This is a genomic window from Acaryochloris marina S15, from assembly GCF_018336915.1.
GTDB lineage: Bacteria > Cyanobacteriota > Cyanobacteriia > Thermosynechococcales > Thermosynechococcaceae > Acaryochloris > Acaryochloris marina_A.
Genome location: NZ_CP064923.1, coordinates 593263 through 613280, shown reverse-complemented (window position 1 = coordinate 613280; position 20018 = coordinate 593263). Strand labels below are relative to the sequence as shown.

The window sequence follows — 20018 nt, the reverse complement described above, 5'->3', positions numbered from 1 at the left end:
AATAGAGGTCAATCACCTTGATCTTGAGAGAAACAACTCTTTTAATCAATGCTATTGATCGTAATTGGTTAGAAGGGGTACAGGCGTTGATTGATACTGGGGCCGATGTCAATCAAACTGCATGCTGTGAAAGCGCTCCGATTTTGTCCGCTATTAAGGTGGGCAATATTGAGATCTTGCAAATATTGCTCGGTCATGGAGCGAAGACCAATGTAGCTTGTCTCGGGCAACCCTTAACTGAAGCGATGTGGGCAGATCGATTTGACATGGCTGGCTTATTAGTCGAGGCTGGCATCAATGTCAATGCTCTCAGTGAGTCTGGAAAGACATCGCTGATGGCGGCAGCCGCTATGGGGGAGCTCGCCTGGGTGAAGTATCTGATTTCAGTCGGGGCAGATGCAAATATTGTGAACCATGATGGCATTTCAGCCCTGGTGATGGCTGCCTATCCAGGACATCAAAATATTTTTAACTATCTATATGCCCTCACAGATTGCGAAGAACAACGGCAATACTCGCAATCTTTACTGCCTAGCGGTCTGTTATACCAAGAGCGACTGCGTGACACTCTGACTCCAACATTGGTTGCAGCGGCGGCCCAAGGAAATATTTCGGATCTTATCCGTATGCTTGCGGAAGGAGCGGATATTAATAAGCTGAATGCAAGGGGTGAAAATGCATTACATGTCGCCGCCGCACGAGGACAGTTGGAAGTGGTTAATCTTCTTATCCAAGCGGGGGCAAATCTAGAGGTTTGCTCAGATTCAGAGGTCTCTGCCCTCTATCTAGCTGTCATTGAGAACCATGCCGACATCGTTCAAGCTTTAATCCATGCCGGAGCAAAGCTAGAGATCAATGATTTGATTCAAGCCGCATGTTTTAACAGTATTGATTCAGCCCAAATCCTAGTGGATGCTGGCTTGGATGTTAATGCTCGCCATGAGAGCGGAGTCACTGCGCTTGAAACGGCAAGACAAGGCAAGCGTCCAGAAATCGTTGAGCTGCTCAGACGTGCAGGTGCTGTGGGCAGATTTGATATTGAATTCGACGAGATACCATTCTGATGAGCAAGACTGAAGTCTCGTGGCAGACCTTGGCTCTCAACATTAATTTCAATCGGGATGGTCAGATAGGTGAGCAGCTATATCAAGCGATTCACAAGGATCAGGCTCATCATTTCCATACTTTGCTCCATAAGAACAAGATAGATGTCGCGACATACGGCCCTAGCTTTTTGACGGAGGCAATATCAGCCGGAAGCCTTCAAATCATTCAATTGCTGATTCATTTAGAGCTGTCTATTAACTGGAAATATGATCTGCAAGAAGAGTATCCGCTAACCCAAGCGTGTCGTATAGGACGGTTAGACATCATCAAATTCCTGATGCAAGCAGGAGCAAATATTAATCTGAGAGGCTATAATTCTCCTCTTTGGACCGCTATTCAGTCCGATAGCCTTCATATCGCAGAATTTCTAATTAATTCTGGCGCAGACATCAACATTGAGATTGATGATTTTTATAATGTTCTGGGAATTGCTGCTGATAAGGGCCATTTCGCAGGAGTCAAGATCCTAACTGAATCTGCTATTCATCAATCACTCAATCCTGAGTTACTGAATATAGAATTGGCATTGCAGCATGCTGCGATGAGTGGTGAAGCAGAAATTTTTGACTATCTAGTTGATTTTTGCACTCACCATATTGAATTGTTTGATCATTCTGCCATTGATGATCTACGAGACACGCTACAGACTGGGATTATCAGAAAAAGCAGGCGTGAAGATCCATGCATTTCTGCTTGTACTAGGGCAGTGGGAGAAAACGATATTACTCGCCTCCAAGAACTGATTGCGAGTGGAGTTGATATGAATCTGTATACCGATAAGGGTTATACATTGCTCCATGCGGCAATTGACCAAGAATTGATAGGCGTTGTCCATGTTCTACTGGATGCTGGCATTGACTATGAACTGCGGGATGAATACTGTTTTCAAGAAACGCCACTGCTGATGGCATCTAGCGGTAATTTTCCCCACCATCCCGCGATCGTCGAAGCGTTACTGCATGCAGGCGCTGATGTTAAAGCAACTCATAAGGGCATGACACCATTGATGATCGCGATTAACACTTACTTCAGGCAAATTATTGATATACCACAATTTCTTGTACGTCCATCACGGGAGGAGCGAAGACGTAATGCCATACAAGTAATCAGGTTATTATTGCAATTTGGTTCAGAGGTTAACTCTCAGAATCTACAAGGCAGAACTCCCTTGATGCTAGCTGCCCAGACCGATGATTCAGTACTAATGCAACTGTTACTATTTGCTGGTGCTGATCCCAACCTGCAAGATGCAGCAGGAAAAACTTATGTGGATTATGTCCCATAGCAGGTGACAGATGAAACACAATTAAACCCTCAACTTTTAGTGAGCAGCTGTCGTTGATACATGTGGACCTTATCCACAAATTCATCTAAGAAGGTTTGATGGATCAATTCGCAATCCAACACCTTAGTCTTTTCAACTGCTTTCAAAATTTCCTCACATTCTGCGATAGAAGCGCCATCCTGACCATACAAAATTCCCGCAGGCCATTCATGCTGGCAAAAATCGAACCACCTAATATTTTTGCTAATGAGCTGTTGTCTCAGGGATTCATCGTCTGGAGCCAGGGCTTGTGCTTCTTCCAGTAAAGTCCAATCGGTCTTTTGGTCAATTTGCGACCATAACTGGGGGGCTTGATAGAAATTTTGAGCTGTTTGGATCAAACCTTTAACACCCCAAAGTTCTTGTTGCCGATATCCGTGCAGCAACGCGGGGAAAATCACTGCTTCATAAAGTTCATATCGAATTTTATGCGCATTTTCCTTTTCCCAAATGTGCAAATAGGCTTTGGTCCAGGCCGTCTTTTCTGCCAAATCCTGAAAGGAAGAAATAAATGCTAGCAGCAGCTTACGGGCTTCTTGCTTTAAACCCCGTTGTTTGAGATCGCAATATTGTTCAAAATATTCTGGCTGCATTCCTTGTGATGTGAGTAGAGCTAGGTACACTATCCTATTCTGGACCTGATGGGATTACTCCAAGGCAGACAATAACCAAAGACCTGTATAGGTTACGCCCGAATCATCAGGCTGGACCAGCAAAAAATGTAGACCTTGACTCGCTTGCTTCCCCTGCTCAAACCCCTGAGCTGCTGAAACGATATCGGGGTCACCATAGGTGACTAAGACATAGCGTTCATTCAAACCAGCGGACAAAATCAGACCACTCAACTCAGCTCGCAGGGTTTGCATCGCAGCGGGTTGGCGCTGTTGTAGCCATTGGGCAAGCTGCATCGCTCGTCGGCCGCCATTGATCAAAACACCCGGTATGTTAGTCCCTGGCCCTAAGCCCAATTGACTAGGCAATAGCTGGGGGGGAAGACTCTGCACTGGAATGGGACGTTGTAGTAAAACGGATTCCAGCTCGGAGGCGGCCAAGGTCACAAATTGCCATTGCTCTCCCCATAATTCTTCTGGCATCGGCTGAGGCGGGAGGGGTTCTATGGCTAAGGGGTCATAGGATTGGCCTGTATATTCTGGCATTTGAGCATAGGCTGGGACTCGCATTTGCAAAACCTGCTTTAGCCCTAGGGTTTGTCGCGTTGCCTCAACCGAGATATTTAACTGCTCACCGACGGTCTGCATATAGGTGAGGGTACGAGGCCGAAACACTTGAAATTGGCTGGGTGGTGGCCCCATTAATGTAAACAGCTCTTGGAGTTGGCCAATCAACCAATCAGGGCTGACCTTAGGTTCAGGACATAGCCGATGACACGCCATTTGGGTTTGCGGATCATAAACCGTGAGTTCCCAGAGGGGATAGTCCTCAGTATTCTTAAGAGGACGGCGATCAAAGTCTACTTGCCAGATCGTCATCGTTTTTGCGTTCTCCATCGGTCAACTGTTGCCCCCCATGAGCCCAACTCCTCTATCCTCTGATATTCAAGACATCTTTAACCGCATTGCCCCTGTTTATGATGACCTTAATCAATGGTTGAGCTTGGGCCAACACCGTATTTGGAAAATGATGGCCGTCAAATGGGCCAACCCCAAACCGGGCGATCAAGGATTAGATATTTGCTGTGGCAGTGGAGACTTAGCCAGGCTGTTAGCCCAAAAAGTATCTCCTGGCAAAGTGACCGGAGTTGATTTTTCCTCGGAGCAACTAGCGGTTGCCGATCAGCGCAGCAAAACTCAATATCCCCATTTATCCCTAGACTGGGTAGAAGGGGATGCTCTGGATTTACCGTTTTCCACAGACCAGTTTGACTGCATCACTATGGGATATGGCCTTCGCAATGTCACCGATATTCCTCGATGTTTGGGCGAAATTTATCGAGTTCTTAAGCCTGGTGCCCGTGTGGCGATTCTAGACTTTCATCAACCCCAACAGGCTTGGATACAGCAATTTCAAAATTGGTATTTGCAATCTGTAGTGGTGCCTGTGGCTCAACGCTATGGCCTCACGGATGAATATGCCTATATCACGCCGAGTTTAGAACGCTTTCCTCAAGGACCTGAACAGGAAAGGCTAGCGAAAGATGCTGGCTTGACTGAGGTAACCCACTACCCGATTGCTGGGGGCTTAATGGGAGTTTTAGTAGCAATGAAACCCAGTAACCACGATTGATAGTTAAACATCTATCCAAGGGCTTATACCAAGATGTGCCTGAAGGTGTAACTCTCAAACTCGTGAAACCCAATACTGAGTTGGCTTAGCAAATAATTAGAATTACACCCTTAGGTGCTAATTGGTATTAGATCACGTTTGAGGGACCTCGCTATATCTCTTTTTGGTGAAGTTTTGGACAGTCATAGAGACTGGATGCTATCTTGTGAATGTACGCGATTTAGGTACAGGTATGCTAATCAGCAAAACAGAATCTGCCACCAATGCTCGCAAAGAGTTTTTCAAAATTCTAGATGAAGTAGCCAATGATAGTTCAGTGGTCATCGTTAAGCGCAAGGATGCACCTAACGTTGCCATGATTGCTGAGTCTGAGTTGAGTAGCTTGGTGGAAACAGTACACCTGTTGCGATCGCAAAAAAATGCCGAACGGTTGTTTTCTGCTTTGGGAAAATCCCAGACAAGGGATCTGGATACCCCAGAAGAGATCAATACTCACCAAACTTTAGAGGAATTACGGCAATACTGTGAGCAAACGGAAGCAGCGGATACCATCACAGTCACAGCCAGCGAAGAACCCTCAACGGTGTCCCATCTTTGAGACGGAGTTTCGAGAAGATCTAAAAGACTTAGCTCGCATCAACCCCACAGCCTATGACAAGGTCTGGAAATTGGTAGATGAGTGCTTAGCCCATCCCTTTACTGGAATGGGTAAGCCAGAGCCTCTCAAACACCTTGGGGCAAATCTTTGGAGCCGAAGAGTCACGATAGCCGATCGACTCGTTTATCGGGTTGGACATGCGAAAATTGACTTTTTAACTTGCCGATATCATTACGACTAATCTCTTATTTAGCATCACAAAGTTTCGGCTTTACCGTTCACGCAATCGAGGCATGAGTTCCGCCAAATTACAGGGAGAGTGGCGGACATCCAATTGATCTTGGATCAGAGCATCCCAACCTGTTCGGCAAGCACCGGATGAGCCGGGTAGACAAAACAAGTAGGTGCCATTGGCCACTCCCGATAATGCCCGAGACTGAATCGTTGAGGTCTTAATCTCGTCGTAGGAGATCATGCGAAAGATTTCGCCAAATCCCTGAATTTCCTTATCCAATAGAGGTTGAATGGCTTCAGGAGTGCCGTCTCGTCCAGTCACCCCCGTGCCCCCAGTGGTGATGATGGCCTGGATGGATTCATTGGCGATCCAACGAGACACAACAGCACGAATTTGGTAGATGTCGTCAGGAACGATGACTTTCTCACCTAGGGTATGTCCAGCTGCTTGGATGCGATCGCACAACAGTTTCCCGGAGGTATCCGTGTCTTCCGTACGCGTATCAGACACCGTCATCACAGCAATATTAATGGGAATAAACTGCTTTGCCATTCTGATGCTCCCAAATCACGCTCTTATCCTACTAAAACATAGTAGTGAAGCCACAAACCTTTACGCATACTGCGTCTATAATCCTTTGACCTGAGTGAGTACGGAATCGATGAGGTTCTAGAAAATGGCAATACGCCACAACACAGAGGTTGAACATCGCTTTTATTAATGGGCAAAATCGGACTGCCTCTAAAACAGCAGAACAACTATGCACATCTTTTCTTAATGCTATCTCGGCTATTCTGAATAAGCTTCTATCTAATGAACTAGCATTTTAAACATTTTTTAGACTCTCTATTCATACTTTCTCTATATATTATTTTTATCTGCAAGTGTATCCACTATTTTCAGCAAGCCTCTCTTACAATTCATAAATATTCAATTTAAGACGAGAGGGTTAATCAATATACTAAAGTCATAAATGAATTAAAATTCATAATATATCCATGTCTAAAGTTGCTAGCAAATTGAATTATATATTTAACTGGATAGAGTCTAAATGTCTTGACTTTTCTGATTGCTATAATCCTGGTTTAAATCATCAAGAAATTGAAGATCTGATCGAAAGCTTGCCATTCAAAATCAGTCGAGAACTCCACGATTTATACGCATGGAGGAATGGGACAGAAGATCCAAATCATAATAATGGTTGGTGTAAGGATCTATTTTTGTTTCCTGAAAATTTATTTTGTAGTGAACCAATAGCATTTTTTTCTTTGCAAGACTCGATAGCCAACTACTTTGACTTATATCAAGCCTCTCAAGAAACTATAGGATCAGATTTTGAATATGAATTCTGGAATTATAAATGGTTTCCGTTCGCTTCTTTTGAAAATAAGAGGATCCTATATATAATTGGCGATCTCGATCCATCTCCAGTCTATTTATGGGATATTGATTGCAAGCCTAAACAAATCAGAGTGTATAGAAATATCACTAGTATGCTCTCTGCAATTGCAGAATGTTGTGAGTTAGAGATATACAAATTAATTCCTTATGAATATGGAGAAGATGACGAAATGATCATACGAATAGATGAAGATAAGCTGAGCATTGAAAAGGCGATTTACCAAAAGTATAGTTTGCGATAAAAAATAGGATTATGTTCCAGATCCGCCAGTCTGTTTTAAATGCACTGCAGAACCGTTAGAGGCTATGAAAACAATCGACTCGATTGAACAAAAAATATGTCGAGCGATTCTTGCTAATAATGTATTGGCCTTGCAACAGCTTATTGAACAGGGAGCTGATGTGAACATCCACTACAGGGCAGCAGAGCGGCTTACTCCATTAATTCAAGCGATTAATCTGCAACGAGTTGAAATCGTCGACATGCTCTTATTGGCAGGGGCGGATGTTCATCAAAGTCAATATGAGATAACCATGCCCTTGTGGATTGCGACGGATGTAGGGAATTTAGACATCGTTAAGCTGTTGCTCAATTCAGGCGCCAATCCAAATTATGGTGATGTTACTTCCGCGCCTCTTCACCTAGCCATCGCCAAGGATACTCCAGATATCGTTGAAGCACTCATTCAGGCACATGCTGATCTCAACCGGACATGTGCCTTGGGGTATACCCCTTTAATGACAGCTGTATCCAAGGGCAATTTGATGATCTGTAAACGTTTAGTAAAAACAGGTGCAATCATTGACATTCATGATGATTATGGTGATACCGCTTTGACAATTTCGGAATCTTTAGACCATCAAGATATCGTCAACTTTCTACAGTCCAATACCTAACCCACCGCATATTGGAGATCCCCTTCTACTTTTTAGATTGCAAATCACGAATGAGGGTATTGGGAATCACGGCATCATCCCAGGTTTCGGGTTTTTCTCCCACCCGGACCACCACCAACTCTTGAGATGGCATAACATAGACCCGCTGTTGTCCCCATCCATCTAGATAAAACATATCCTCCGACAAGAACGGCTGTGAGGCTCTTTGTTTATACCCTGGCCCATCTGTAGTCCGGGCCTTCAGCCAGATGTGGTAGCCATAGGCAGGTTCTGCCCCACTAGAAACCAACATCTTTTTAATCCAGTCTGCAGGAACCACCTGTTTTTGATTCGCCTTGCCCTCATTGAGCAGGAGTTGACCCACCCGTAGCCAATCTTGCGATCGCGCGAACAAACAGCAAAATGGTTTAGCATTTCCATCCGGTCGATCTAACCACAACTGCGCGTCTTGGGCACCAATGGGCTGCCAGAGCTGGGTGGACAAGTATTGACCAAAACCCTGGCCCGTCGCTCGCTCCAAAAGCAGACCTAAAATTTGGCTATTGGCATTGATATAGGCAAACTCCTGGCCGGAGGGGCGTTCCGCAGGGACGTTTAAAGCCGCCGATTTAGCATCTGTACCTAAATAAATCTGGATAATATCGGAAAACGGATCGTTAGCGATCTCATAATCCCGGAGACCAGACTGCATTCTCAGCAAATCTTCAATCGTGATTTTGGCTCGGTCATCGTTGGCCCATTCAGGAATATATTGAGCAACCGGGTCCAGTTCTGAACCGATGCTACCGTCTGCGATCGCAATGCCAATCAGCAACGACAGCACCGTTTTGGCCATGGACATGGAATTGGTATAGGCCGCCTGGTCATGCCCTTGCCAGTACTTTTCCAGCACCAGTTGACCTTGATGCATCACCAGGAGCGACGAGGAACGATGGTCTTGGGCATACTGTTCAATTTGCTCCAAGGCAGCCTGGGATAACTGGGGTTGAGCGGTAGGAACGGGTAGGCTATCCCCTCCAGCAACCGTCGCCATGGGAGCATACCAATCCACCCCTGTAATGGGATTCTCTGGATAAGTCAGCATTCGTTGGATAAAGGTCCATTGCCAAGCAACGACTCCCCCCACTCCGATCGCCATCAAAGCGAGTATCCCTGCCAGTATCTTTAGCGCTTTTTTCAATCTGTTTATCACTAGGGTCACCAGACTTATTTTAGGGGTTGAGGCAGACTGTCAAGGGTATCCCGTCAACAACATAAATGCCCCATCCACTAGGGATAAATATCGACAAGCACAAAATCATTGAAATCCCTTCACAGAAAGTTTTTCAGCGCAATGCACTGCAGTGACTACGGTCACGTGAGCCTTGGATCAGCATCACTGAATCTAAGGGGCACTCCCCAGAGAATCAGGTTAACGACTTAGACCCACTCAGGCTTATCAACACCCTGGAGAACAGCAACTATGCCACTCAAATACCGCAATACCCCCTACACCTCTTTCATCAATACCGAATCCAACACACCCGAAGGATATACAGGCAGATATCGTGGGCTATCCACTACTATTCCTACGGCTCAGCCTACCGTCGCACCTCAGCAAGAGCAGGTGATCAAATATCGAGGGGTCACCACAATCCTCCATCTTGCTTAATGGCTTGGAATCTGAATCAACAACCAGGAAAGAACATCATGCAACTGAAATATCGGAATAACTTTTATACCGTGACAACGAACCCAACCGTTATTTCCTCCGAAGTATTGCAAGGTACCTATCGGGGGCTATCAATGGCAATTAATGTTACGCAGCCCGTCTCTACGGTGCAAGAGCGAGAGCCCAGACAACAACCTCAGCAACTGATTCAATATCGAGGCATTAAAACTCACCTCAGGTTTGCCTAATGATGGGAGCAACCCCCCAGTTGCAGCATGTGCAGCACTGGGTTCATTCCGCTTAAACGTTCCTGACTGATAACACCTCTCTCAAAACGCCAGCCCGCATCAAATCCTGGTCTTCCCACCAGCAGCGCTTCAGTTAGTCAGATTAAGGTGAGTTTTTGGCAGGAGAGAGAAGAGGAACTTTGGCAGCATATTCTCTCTCGTCGTATTATATTAATTAGCCACAGCGATCAATGTCACACTTAAGTTGATCTATTCTAGGTATTCTGAAAAAGAATTCCTCCATCCTCACTCATCCCCATCCGTTAATGCCTACCTCTAAATTTCTGCTGACAGCTCTAGCTGGCACTGCTTTTCTTGCCCTTGCCCCTCAAACTGCCCAAGCCGCTCCTTCCGGAACCTGGCTATCTCAGCCCCAAATTCGCTACCACGTATCGTCGAATACCCTGAACCAGGCGATGGCGAAAATTAAGCAGCAGCAGTACAAGGTCGTGTTTCTCGATTTTCGCAATGTTTCCGATCAGGTGCAGCAAAAAGTCAGCGCAGCGGCCCGGCAGCATCAGCTCAAGCCGGTGGTATGGATTCAGTCCCCCCAGTTGCGCTCCCTAACGGTACCCCAGCTTGTCCATGAGGCCCGCCACACCGATGGCCTGCAAGTGGATGATCACTACTTTACCCACTACTCTCAAAAAGACTTTTTCAAACTCCGCCAGGCGTACACAAAGACGATTTACTGCAGTATTCAGCCGTTTCAAGCCAAGCAATTACCGTCCGGTGGCTGCAATCAAGTGGACGTGCAATGTTACACCCCCAGTAGCCTTGCCAACTGTATGAAGTTAGCCGACCGCCTAAACGCAGTCACGAGCCTCTCTGCCCAAAACACCTATCAACATCGGCAAACACTGGCGGGTCGCCGATTTAATGTATTTTTGTGGCCCTACAGCAACAAATTCTTCAAAACCGCAATCCAGCCCTAATCAGCTCTAATCTCGCCAGAGAGCAATTCCACCAAGAATCCCCGCTCGATTGCTGACAATTTCAACATTGTCGGGTAGTTCAATCTGGACGCGCTTGGTTTCGCCTCCTCCCATATACAGCCTGTCGTAGTTAAACAGATGTTCTAGGTTCTTGATCGCTTGGGCTAAATGACGGTTCCAGGCTTTCTTGCCCCTTTTCTTCATGGCTTTACGACCTAGCTGCTGTTCGTAGGTTTTGTCTTTGATAAAAGGGTGATGGGCAATTTCTAAATTGGGTACGAGGTGGCCATTGACAAAGAGTGCCGAACCAAAGCCAGTTCCCAGGGTAACGACTAGCTCAACGCCTTGACCTGAAATCGCCCCATACCCTTGAATATCAGCATCATTAGCCACACGAACGGGGGTATCCAAACGGTCTCCCAGATTTTTCGCCAGGTCGTAGTCAATCCATTCTTTATTGAGGTTCACGGCTGTTTTGATCACACCATTTTGAACCACCCCCGGAAATCCCACAGAGACCCGGTTGAAGTTGCCTTGCTCTTTGGCAAGTTCTGCAATCACATCTAAAACCGCAGGTGGATTGGGATAGGAAGGGGTTTCAAGACGCTGCCGCTCTGTGACGGGTTGACCGCTTTCGTCTAGCACCATGGCTTTAATGCCACTACCGCCAATATCGACGGATAAGACTAAAAGAGATTCATCAGCAGGAGTACCCATCTGTTTTTCCTAGCGCATGTGACAACCTATGACTCCGCTAGTCTAGACCAAAGTGCTCCTGAATTTGACATCTGCTTGTAATCTTTACCAGAGCTAGGTTTGATTGCTACTGCCACCCATGATTGTCTCTATCTCATTGCTCAGTCTATTCTCAGTATTGGTTAGTAGAATAAGCCCTAGCTATTCTGAAACTTGAGCGATTATTATGAGCTTCTTTCAACCTCAGCGGCGAAAACTGTTATCCCTCTTTGGGTTAGGGGCAGCATCTGCTGTTGGAGCTGCATTGTTGCCGCGATCGCAAAATCGTTCTGTAGCCGCCTTTGATGCCACCCCTAACGCATCCCTTTGGGCCAAGCGAGATGATGTGAATTTGGGACAAGCCCTGCATCCATTTCAAGGCATTTCCCAATGGCTCAATTCCGATCCCCTCAGAGTTGCTGACCTGCAAGGGAAAGTCGTTCTTGTGCAGTTTTGGACCTTTGGCTGCATCAATAGCCAACGCACCCTGCCTTACATCACCCGCTGGCACCAGCAATATGCTGATCAGGGTCTACAAGTGATTGGTGTGCATACCCCTGAATTTAAATATGAACATGATTCCAGCAATGTCCAGAAGGCTCTAGAAGAATACAAAATTGCCTATCCCGTACCGTTGGACAACAACTATCAAACCTGGAAAGCCTACCGTAATCGCTATTGGCCCCATCTGTTTTTGACCTCGCGCGAAGGCGTGATTACCTATCACCACATTGGTGAAGGAGCCTATCAAGCAACCGAGCAGACCATCCAAGCATTGTTAGGTTGATGTGCCTTTCATGGTGATGACCGGTTTCAATCCGTATCTATGAGGAAGACTTGAATCCCTTATTAGACTTTTTAGACTTCCCCTTCTTCCCTTTAGATGATAATTTAGCCGCTTCTTGTAAAGGAGATTTGCGAGGTTTAGGAGGTTCCCAGATAGGTTGTGGCGGCTGAGTAGATTTTGTTGCTTGAGAAATGTTTTGGCCCCCAGAAGAGGATGACTCAGCTTTCCCAAAGACTTCCTGCTTAGGCGTTTTATGGAGAAAACTAAAATCAGAGCGCTCTTGAGGCTCTTCACTTAACGGTTCAACTTGCTCAGCACTCTTTACAAACTGTTCAGTTTCTGAAGCAAATTCTTCTGCCGAAACTTGAGCAGGTCGTTGCCAGACATGTACAAAATTGTATTGCCACAAGGATTGCTGAAATCCTTTGATTAAGAATCCCTTCAATGCAGTAGTTGCCTTAAATGCCTGATGATAAGTCTCCTCTCGGATGATTTGTTTGTCTAGCAAAAACTTATACACATAAGGTATGCCCCATAAAACTGCAAATCCCTGAGCTTGTCGCATTGATAATAGACCACCCACCAATTGGCCTACATATTTATCAAGCGCCTGTTGTGAAATGGAGAAATAACTATCAGGTTGGGTGAGTTGTTTTTTGGGACGATCTTGATGATTGCAGCAGTCAAGGACCGTACTCCAAATCAACTCACTGCAGACAAAACTCATTTGCTGTTGGCAATACATGTATCGACAAAACTCTAATAGCAAATGGCGCAGAATAAGACCTCGATCTTGTTTAAACGCTTTTTTTACGTCTGGGCTAACCTGCCAATCTTCGGTCAAGTGTTTTTCAACTTCTTGGCATTTTTTAGGGGTATTCTCAAAGCCAAATTTAGCTGCATCAGCCCCCACCTTACTCCAGTCAACAGTTTCTCCTTGCTGCAGTTGATGGTGGGCCTGTTCGAATAAATCCATAATGACAACAACGCCCAGGTCCCATTCAGCCCCACTTATTAATTGGGAGGAAGTCGCAACCATTTTGTAAGTGGCTCTGCACAAATTTACAGCTAAATCTGTAGCACCATGCAGCCTTAAATTATCGAGAACTGAAATGAGTTGATCAATACTCTGGACCGGATGATCTCGAAAACGCGAGAGATACTCTTGGACTTGTTGCCAAGCTTGGTGGAATAGAGAATATTGAAGCAGTTGACCATCAAAATATTGAAACTCACGCTGGTAAATCTCAGAATGATGTTTTTGCAAAAGAGTGGTCAACTGAATTGCTTGATCCGTTAAGTTTTGGCGGATCAGCATATCGAACACATCGAGAACACTAGCAATTAGATCAATCTCTTCGGCATAGTCAGATGGAATAGGTTCTGAAAGCGCATCTACCAACAATTCATGCTGTTGTTTAGGAGAAGCAGTTACAAACTGGTCATACCACTGGTCAAAATCAGTTAAAAGCAGTGACATAGGACTAATCCGATGATGTAATGAATGTACAAAGATCCTACATTTCTTCAGCGCTGGGGGGCAGCAGCGACTCCTAAAACAGCAAAAAATCCTTCCGATTAAACCCTTACACTTTCAGTATTCTTAGCAACGGCATGACCCTCTTGAGCCATTAAGTGCAAAAACTCACCCCATAAAAATCGCGTTATTTTTCCAGGACATTGGGGGAGTTGATACTGATTAATTTGATTCACGGGCATCATTAAACGCACAGAAGAGCTCAAAAATGCTTCTTCCACTGACCATAAGTCCTCTGGCTTGAGAATGACTTCCTCACAGGGAATGTCATGGGTTTGCAGAATCTGCCACAAAAAATGACGGGTAATGCCCTTCAAAATTCCCACTTCCGGGGGTGGAGTTTGAACCACCCCCTCTCGAACAACCCAGAGGTTACTAGTGGTAGCTTCGGTGATTTCCCCCTGCTGATTGAGCATGAGCGCATCTTCAGCCCCCTGCTGCTGAGCTTCCAGTAACGCCAAAATATTGTTGAGATAATTGCCTGTTTTAGCAGCTGGAGACAGGGCTTGGCGATCATTACGACGCCGCTCGCCAATCACCAGGTGTATTCCTTTTTCTGACAAGATGGGCTCTGGTGAGATCTCTGAAGCGACAATCAGTAAACTGGGCTGCAGCCCAGGACTAGGTTGGAGGCTGATTTTAGTCTCGGTTCCCCGACTGACCACAATGCGAATATAGGACTCTTGCCAGGTCGCTTGTTGGAGAGTGCGCTCCACTTCTGCTTGAATATGCTGATCGCTCCACGGCACATCGATGTATAGATAAGCCGCAGACTGTCGTAGACGATCCAGATGCTCTTGCAATCCGAAATGGCGACCCTGAAACGTTCGCACCACTTCGTAGATGTTATCTCCATACAAAAAACCGCGATCTAAAACGGAAACCGTCGCCGATGCAGCGATTACACCGTTGAGATTTGTCAGTAGACTCATGGCCCGTCCATCCAAAGTACTACAGACAATCTACCCGAACAGGCCCCTCTCCCTTATATGGGCAAAGAATCCTGAGATCAATTCATATTTATTTACCCATAGGGATTGGATTCAACATCTTGCCTCATCCGTTCTAAGGTCCGATTCATATTGTCAAACATTTGCTGGGGAGTCATACCAAACTGCCCTAGCTGAGTTTGGAGTTGCTCGACCGTCATGCGGGCCATAAAGTCATCGGACAGCTCAAAGCGCTTCATAAAAACGCGATAACGATCCATCATTTCTTCCATGCGCTCGATATAGAGCACTTTGCCATCCCGATCAAACTTGCCGTAGCTGCCCCCTAACTGCATGAGGGATTGATAATCCTCAAACAGTTGCTTTGCCTCCTGCTGCACAATATCAGAATCAAAAAATCCCATGATTAAATGTGATGTCCTTCGAAAGGTAACGGGTAGCGGTATATGTACTAATGTTACCGCTTTCTCCTCGATGCACCTAGGGGAGAGCATTAGGGGAAACCGTAATCTTCCCTTTGGATAAAGTTATTTTATCGTCGACTGAGATTAGGGAGCAAATCGGGCAGTAGGACAATACCCAGCAATCTCGAAAGGGACGGTCTTGGAAAACTTCTTAGCAAACGGTTTAGCCCGTTCAGGTTTTTGAACTTCGACATGTAAGTGAGGACCAGAACTCCAGCCCGAATTACCACTGAAGCCAATCAATTGTTGAGCGTCTACCCACTGTCCGATTTTGAGATTAACGTTCCGATTAAATTTCTTTTGCAAATGGATATAGGCAGAACGGTAGCCATTATCATGCTCGAGCCAAACATAGTTAAAACGAGAAGATTTAGACTGACTACCGCCATTATCGGGATAGTAATCACGAATCGCGATCACTTTACCGGACCGCATTGCATAGACAGGAGTGCCAATATTCACCGCTAAATCATAGGCATATTCCATTCGTCCTCGATGGGTTTGGCCTCTAATTCCCTGGCTTAGATGGCCTTGTCCCTTCAATGGATGGCAAAAGCCCCGTAGGGGAGATGTTACCGTCGCATAGGCTTGCAAGGGTGCCTGATAGGGATTATGACTCGGCTGCTTGGGTAACCGTGCTCCCCCCATTGCCTTGGGAGAATTTCCTGCACTCACAGAATCAGGAGTGATCACCGTCGAATTGGATCGGTGGTAAGGAATCGGTTGGCTATAGACAAGACGGGGCAAATCAGCGACCAATGCACTCACGGAGAGTAATACAGCCGTAACGACATTACGCCACCGCTGTTCATTGAGCACTTGTTGCAGCTGCTGATGGCTAATTAATCCCTGCTGAATCAGGATTTCACCAAGCTTTAGATGAGTCTGTCGCTGTTCAGTTAGGGCGTGAGCTAATTCAGCTGGACTGATCAATCCTTTCTGAACCAGTAGTTCACCAAGCCAAACTTTCTTTTTCCGTTTGCGCTGAGTTAAGAGCATGGGCAAATCCTTTCAAACTGTATGTTCCCTGAGCTCTGAGTGTTCAGTCACGCCAAGACCAGCAACACAACCATCCATGGTTTGCCATTACTGACTAGTTCAACCCTGAGAGCCCATCATCAATCCTTCGCCCATAGGTTGCCCACCCTCTCCATGGGAGAGAACTTTCAGCTACAAGAGAATATAAATTAGCCTTCGTTTAAGGCCAAAGGGTATCAGAGATAACCGTTCAGTCGTCCCTAGGGTTATTGCCCAAGGATCATCACGGCAAGGGCAATGCCACCCAGCCCCACCATCAATCCAGCAGGCATCACTTTACGAGTTTTCAGCCACCGAACAATAAATACAATAATTAAAAGAGCAGTAACCACCATCGCCAGGATCAGTCCCCAAGCATTTCCTTTTAAGGCAGCTAAGGCCCCCGATAACAGCAACATGCCCGAAAAACAACCCGAAATCAACGAGATCTGACTCCGACTCTTGGCATATCCCATAATTCCGCCAAGCAGAGTAAAAATACCATAGATAAATGCGGCAAGAATGCTAGAAGTCATGACGGTTCTTGGGTAGGAGATCTTGCAACTACTGTCCCATAGTGTGTTCTTAATCGGTATTCCCCCTAGTCGGGAGTTCTATCTCAGGGATAGACTAACAGTATGCGATCGCAACCCTGCAACCATGATTGACCGATCTAGCTCCAATGCGACCTCTTACGAAATTGTCTGCTTAGAGCACCAAGGCAGCTACTTGTACGCTGAGGTCATCCAGACCATTGAAGCTCGGCAACGATCGTGGGTTCGGCCCTTATTTTTACAACTCACCACCCAGAGTTCAGAACCCGCTCATCCAGCTCAGGGCCTGTTTTCTTTTCGCCTCCAGAACTGCGCAGATTTAGTATGGCCTTCCCGGTTCTTCCGGCCCGCAATGGACGATGAAGTCCTCCCGTTTCTACTCCAAATGCATACGGAAAAACCTCAGGATCAAGAAGATCCTAAGGTCGTTTCAGAACGCGATCGCAAAGCCCACCAAGCCCTGCGTCAGATGATTCAGCAGGTATGGCAAGCCTTTCCTGATGCGTTTGCTGGCTAGCGAGAGAACTTAGGAATAGAGCTCTAAGCTTTCTTCAGCTTTTTTTGGATGGATTTAATGCGAGATTTGTTAGCCCCTAAATCTGACTTACCCAAACGAGATGCAGAACGGACTTGAATCACTTTTTCCCGGCTATCCAGGTAAAATTCCACATCATCCACAAATCCCAGCAAGCCGCTAGTGAATTCGGCATAGATGTAGTTCCGGGTTTCCTGAATAATTTCTGCATTCCCCGTGTCGGCCAAGATGGTTTTGAGCTTGGTAAATGCGTCTTTGGGAGCACCTTCAAAGGTGAGGGGGTCGACCTGATGCCCCGGATCGGGATCTTGGCTACACACACAGTTCGGTGTGTTCGGACAAGGCGTGAGTTGATTTTTCTTGAGACCTAAAGAGGTGGGCCGTTGCCCAGAAAGTGAAAGCAGGGGCATGATGACGAGAACAATAGGGTTACCGCTTGTATTGTAAAGAATTATTTAGTTTTATGTAGGTTCACCTTCTCAGATATAGGCTCAACGCCTTGAACCACCTAGCCTTCAAGAAGATACAAAGGGAGGGTTATTCCCCCGATAAATGCACAATCACTTCCCGGTTTGAGCCATGTTGACGATGCTCCCAGACATAGATGCCCTGCCAAATTCCTGTGGCTAAACGACCTTGACGAATCGGAATATATTCCGAGGTATGAGTCAAAGCCGTACGGATGTGAGCTGGCATGTCATCCGGGCCTTCGGTACTGTGGCGATAGTGGGGACCTTCTGGGACAATTCGCGCTAAAAACGTTTCTAAATCCCGTAGGACATCTGGATCCGCATTCTCTTGAATCACCAAGCTGGCTGAAGTGTGGCGAAGAAACAAGGTGCAAAGTCCCATGGACATCCCGGATTCAGCCACCACAGACTGCACTTGCTGAGTGATGTTATAGAAAGATTTCCCTTGGGTAGGGATTTTGAGTAGATGTTGGGAATGGGCCATAGCGATTCCTAGGGGGACCACACAGATACTACCTCAATGGTCTTCTCTGGTTCATCTCTATGAATATGACGTTAATTCATTAAGAGATTGCCTACACCAGAGAGAGAAACATTGGAGCTTACAATAAGTGGGCAACCCTCCCTGGCGAGAGTAAGGATTTCACTGAAATTATGACAGCGGAAAGCCGTTACCAGAGTCGATTATTTAATCTCATCCTCCAACAGTCCCGCGAGTTGACGGAGCAATGGCAACGGAATTTACGCCAGGCTAAAGTCACCAGCCTCTGGGGGATGCAGATGGGGTTGTACCCTATCTATTTATTATTTCAAGTTTCCCGCTTTACCCAACAAGCCCTCCGTCAGGGAGATGTACAGGGCCAGCGACTGCTGAAGGCTGTTACCGATCCGAGTCAAGATAGCCTTGCGAGCAATGCAGATGGCCCCATTCGCAATGTACTAGCGGCTATTCAAATTGATACCCTCGAATCTGAACTGGACGAAGACGCAGAAGACGACGCATGGGCTGAAGAACCTCAATTTTCTGTTCAGATTGAAGGCCTCTCTCACCGACGTCCGACGATTCGAGTCCGGTATCAGAAGTGGATACAACGCTGGGCAGAGCGAAATCCTCTCCACAACAAAGCCACTCGTTGGTTAGGCATTACCTCAGAACCAGCGGTCAAAATTCAGGGGATTGCCTGTGATTTGCAATCGACCCATGTATCCCTGGTGACGCCTGATAATGAGGCCATCGATGTTCTTACCCCTGCCCAGCAACGAGAATTGCACAAGCTGATGACGTGGGAGTTAGCCAATTATCGACGACAAGAGCGACTCAGCAAAGATTTCCAGCACCTTGCGAAAACAGACTTCCGGCAGTTGCCGATGCCAAAAACGCGATCGCAAATGCTGCCTCCCGTTAGAGCCTTCCGCAAAGCTATGGCCTGGATGCAAACAGGGCCCATGGCGGCAAAAGCCAATTTATTTCAGGAAGCCTTGGCCTTGCCAGGAGATGAAGCCTCATACCCGCTACCGTTATCCTTACCCCAGGGATTGGCAGCGACCTTGGATCAGCTGACCCCGAAACTGACCCAAGATGCCATTGAGATGTTAGACGGTGCGATCTCATCTTGGGAGACCACCTCTTGGGAAGTCATGGGACCTACCGCCACGGACCTGTCGGACTATGTCGTTCAACATTGGAAACAGCAGCAGTCTCAACTTCAGCCTAGCCTTAGCATTCTCAGTCAAGACCCGACTTTAGGCGGACAGCCCCCTGAACATCCAGTCCGGTATGCTGCAACCTGGATTCCCAGTACCTTACGATCAGCAATGGCGGCCTTATTGGGACGACCTCAACCCACCCAAGGCCAGCCCGCAGCTCAAGCCCCACAACAGTCTGCCCCCTCACCCAACGAAGCGTTCTCAACGCTATCCTGGGCTGACCTGTATAGCGAAAAAATACCTACAGCTTCGCCAGCAAATACAACAGCATCAATCCCTGGGTCTCCGATCTTGGCTACTGAAGTATCCCAGCAGTTAGAAACGACTGCCTCTCCAGCAACAATCTATACCCAAGATGGCTCCATCGAAATTGAAGTAGATGCCGTGATGGTGGGCTATGAAAAACACCCTTTAGAACGAATTCTAGCTGGGTTAGATCGCATCACTGCCTGGCTTGAAAGCGCCTTGGGGTGGGCATGGAAGCGGCTGCAGCCTTCTATTCAGTCTTATTTTCAAAAAGTTTTGACTCGATTAGATGGCAGGAATTCGATATGATAATAAAGATTAAGTTTTAATTGCTGTC

At 46.5% G+C, this 20018-nt stretch carries 25 protein-coding genes; 13 read left to right on the top strand and 12 right to left on the bottom strand.

The annotated features are described in order from the left end of the window. The first annotated feature begins 17 nt into the window (after positions 1 to 17). Together I1H34_RS03540 and I1H34_RS03535 are read left to right on the top strand one after the other, a co-directional pair. Positions 18 to 1064, top strand: a complete 1047-nt coding sequence (locus tag I1H34_RS03540) for an ankyrin repeat domain-containing protein (RefSeq protein ID WP_249369763.1) — start codon at positions 18 to 20, stop codon at positions 1062 to 1064. Further along, positions 1064 to 2392, top strand: a complete 1329-nt coding sequence (locus tag I1H34_RS03535) for an ankyrin repeat domain-containing protein (protein WP_212664377.1) — start codon at positions 1064 to 1066, stop codon at positions 2390 to 2392. The genes I1H34_RS03540 and I1H34_RS03535 overlap by 1 nt, the downstream gene beginning before the upstream one ends. A 29-nt stretch (positions 2393 to 2421) precedes the next feature. Here the strand turns inward: I1H34_RS03535 and I1H34_RS03530 are convergent, their stop codons facing one another. Together I1H34_RS03530 and I1H34_RS03525 are read right to left on the bottom strand one after the other, a co-directional pair. Then, positions 2422 to 3024: a hypothetical protein gene (locus tag I1H34_RS03530; protein ID WP_212664376.1), complete on the bottom strand. Its 603-nt coding sequence runs from the start codon at positions 3022 to 3024 to the stop codon at positions 2422 to 2424. 54 nt (positions 3025 to 3078) lie between these two features. Then, positions 3079 to 3921, bottom strand: coding sequence for a Tab2/Atab2 family RNA-binding protein (locus I1H34_RS03525; protein WP_212664375.1), 843 nt, complete (start codon positions 3919 to 3921; stop codon positions 3079 to 3081). Positions 3922 to 3958: 37 nt separating this feature from the next. Here I1H34_RS03525 and ubiE point away from each other — a divergent pair, with 37 nt between their 5' ends. The 3 genes from ubiE (at position 3959) to I1H34_RS03510 (ending at position 5514) form a co-directional block, all read left to right on the top strand. Further along, complete coding sequence (gene ubiE / locus I1H34_RS03520; protein ID WP_212664374.1) at positions 3959 to 4675, top strand: bifunctional demethylmenaquinone methyltransferase/2-methoxy-6-polyprenyl-1,4-benzoquinol methylase UbiE; 717 nt, start codon at positions 3959 to 3961, stop codon at positions 4673 to 4675. Between the two features lie 232 nt (positions 4676 to 4907). Next, positions 4908 to 5273 (top strand): type II toxin-antitoxin system Phd/YefM family antitoxin, encoded by a 366-nt coding sequence (locus tag I1H34_RS03515; protein WP_212664373.1) that lies wholly within the window; start codon positions 4908 to 4910, stop codon positions 5271 to 5273. After that, positions 5200 to 5514: a Txe/YoeB family addiction module toxin gene (locus I1H34_RS03510; protein WP_249369761.1), complete on the top strand. Its 315-nt coding sequence runs from the start codon at positions 5200 to 5202 to the stop codon at positions 5512 to 5514. Before I1H34_RS03515 ends, I1H34_RS03510 begins: the two co-directional genes overlap by 74 nt. Positions 5515 to 5544: 30 nt before the next feature. Here the strand turns inward: I1H34_RS03510 and moaB are convergent, their stop codons facing one another. Beyond that, positions 5545 to 6060 carry a molybdenum cofactor biosynthesis protein B gene (moaB, locus tag I1H34_RS03505; RefSeq protein WP_212664372.1) on the bottom strand — a complete coding sequence of 172 codons (516 nt, stop codon included), beginning with the start codon at positions 6058 to 6060 and terminating at the stop codon, positions 5545 to 5547. Positions 6061 to 6506: 446 nt separating this feature from the next. Here moaB and I1H34_RS03500 point away from each other — a divergent pair, with 446 nt between their 5' ends. Next, on the top strand, positions 6507 to 7151 hold the full coding sequence (locus tag I1H34_RS03500) for an SMI1/KNR4 family protein (protein ID WP_212664371.1): 645 nt from the start codon (positions 6507 to 6509) through the stop codon (positions 7149 to 7151). A 64-nt stretch (positions 7152 to 7215) separates the two neighbouring features. After that, positions 7216 to 7806, top strand: a complete 591-nt coding sequence (locus I1H34_RS03495) for an ankyrin repeat domain-containing protein (RefSeq protein WP_212664370.1) — start codon at positions 7216 to 7218, stop codon at positions 7804 to 7806. A 25-nt stretch (positions 7807 to 7831) separates the two neighbouring features. Here the strand turns inward: I1H34_RS03495 and I1H34_RS03490 are convergent, their stop codons facing one another. Further along, entirely contained in the window at positions 7832 to 8986 is a 1155-nt protein-coding gene (locus I1H34_RS03490) for a serine hydrolase domain-containing protein (RefSeq protein WP_249369759.1), read from the bottom strand. Between the two features lie 282 nt (positions 8987 to 9268). Between I1H34_RS03490 and I1H34_RS03485 the strand changes: the two genes are divergently transcribed. From I1H34_RS03485 to I1H34_RS03475, 3 genes are all read left to right on the top strand, one after another. Continuing rightward, positions 9269 to 9457 carry a DUF4278 domain-containing protein gene (locus I1H34_RS03485; protein WP_212664369.1) on the top strand — a complete coding sequence of 63 codons (189 nt, stop codon included), beginning with the start codon at positions 9269 to 9271 and terminating at the stop codon, positions 9455 to 9457. Between the two features lie 38 nt (positions 9458 to 9495). Beyond that, positions 9496 to 9705, top strand: coding sequence for a DUF4278 domain-containing protein (locus I1H34_RS03480; RefSeq protein WP_212664368.1), 210 nt, complete (start codon positions 9496 to 9498; stop codon positions 9703 to 9705). A gap of 305 nt (positions 9706 to 10010) precedes the next feature. Beyond that, a complete protein-coding gene (locus I1H34_RS03475; RefSeq protein ID WP_212664367.1) occupies positions 10011 to 10679 on the top strand; it encodes a hypothetical protein in 669 nt (222 codons plus the stop codon). A 6-nt stretch (positions 10680 to 10685) separates the two neighbouring features. Here I1H34_RS03475 and I1H34_RS03470 read toward each other — a convergent pair whose 3' ends face one another. Next, positions 10686 to 11396, bottom strand: coding sequence for an ROK family protein (locus I1H34_RS03470; RefSeq protein WP_212664366.1), 711 nt, complete (start codon positions 11394 to 11396; stop codon positions 10686 to 10688). Between the two features lie 205 nt (positions 11397 to 11601). Between I1H34_RS03470 and I1H34_RS03465 the strand changes: the two genes are divergently transcribed. Beyond that, a complete protein-coding gene (locus I1H34_RS03465; RefSeq protein WP_212664365.1) occupies positions 11602 to 12201 on the top strand; it encodes a thioredoxin family protein in 600 nt (199 codons plus the stop codon). A 37-nt stretch (positions 12202 to 12238) separates the two neighbouring features. Here I1H34_RS03465 and I1H34_RS03460 read toward each other — a convergent pair whose 3' ends face one another. From I1H34_RS03460 to I1H34_RS03440, 5 genes are all read right to left on the bottom strand, one after another. Then, entirely contained in the window at positions 12239 to 13681 is a 1443-nt protein-coding gene (locus I1H34_RS03460) for a lipocalin/fatty acid-binding family protein (RefSeq protein WP_212664364.1), read from the bottom strand. Positions 13682 to 13779: 98 nt separating this feature from the next. After that, positions 13780 to 14670 (bottom strand): aminotransferase class IV, encoded by an 891-nt coding sequence (locus I1H34_RS03455; protein WP_212664363.1) that lies wholly within the window; start codon positions 14668 to 14670, stop codon positions 13780 to 13782. A gap of 92 nt (positions 14671 to 14762) precedes the next feature. Then, on the bottom strand, positions 14763 to 15092 hold the full coding sequence (locus I1H34_RS03450; protein WP_212664362.1) for a DUF1825 family protein: 330 nt from the start codon (positions 15090 to 15092) through the stop codon (positions 14763 to 14765). Positions 15093 to 15236: 144 nt separating this feature from the next. Next, on the bottom strand, positions 15237 to 16151 hold the full coding sequence (locus I1H34_RS03445) for a M23 family metallopeptidase (RefSeq protein WP_212664361.1): 915 nt from the start codon (positions 16149 to 16151) through the stop codon (positions 15237 to 15239). Between the two features lie 245 nt (positions 16152 to 16396). Next, entirely contained in the window at positions 16397 to 16705 is a 309-nt protein-coding gene (locus tag I1H34_RS03440; RefSeq protein WP_212664360.1) for a TMEM14 family protein, read from the bottom strand. 22 nt (positions 16706 to 16727) lie between these two features. On the opposite strand from I1H34_RS03440, the gene I1H34_RS03435 reads away from it, so the two are divergent. Continuing rightward, the gene (locus I1H34_RS03435) at positions 16728 to 17240 is read left to right on the top strand and encodes a hypothetical protein (protein ID WP_235107202.1); all 513 of its coding nucleotides are present in this window, start codon (positions 16728 to 16730) and stop codon (positions 17238 to 17240) included. A gap of 23 nt (positions 17241 to 17263) precedes the next feature. Here the strand turns inward: I1H34_RS03435 and I1H34_RS03430 are convergent, their stop codons facing one another. Both I1H34_RS03430 and I1H34_RS03425 read right to left on the bottom strand, forming a co-directional pair. Next, a complete protein-coding gene (locus tag I1H34_RS03430; protein WP_212664359.1) occupies positions 17264 to 17668 on the bottom strand; it encodes a DUF1499 domain-containing protein in 405 nt (134 codons plus the stop codon). A 127-nt stretch (positions 17669 to 17795) separates the two neighbouring features. Beyond that, complete coding sequence (locus tag I1H34_RS03425) at positions 17796 to 18212, bottom strand: secondary thiamine-phosphate synthase enzyme YjbQ (protein WP_212664358.1); 417 nt, start codon at positions 18210 to 18212, stop codon at positions 17796 to 17798. A gap of 170 nt (positions 18213 to 18382) precedes the next feature. Here I1H34_RS03425 and I1H34_RS03420 point away from each other — a divergent pair, with 170 nt between their 5' ends. Further along, entirely contained in the window at positions 18383 to 19990 is a 1608-nt protein-coding gene (locus tag I1H34_RS03420; protein ID WP_212664357.1) for a hypothetical protein, read from the top strand. Positions 19991 to 20018 lie beyond the last annotated feature (28 nt).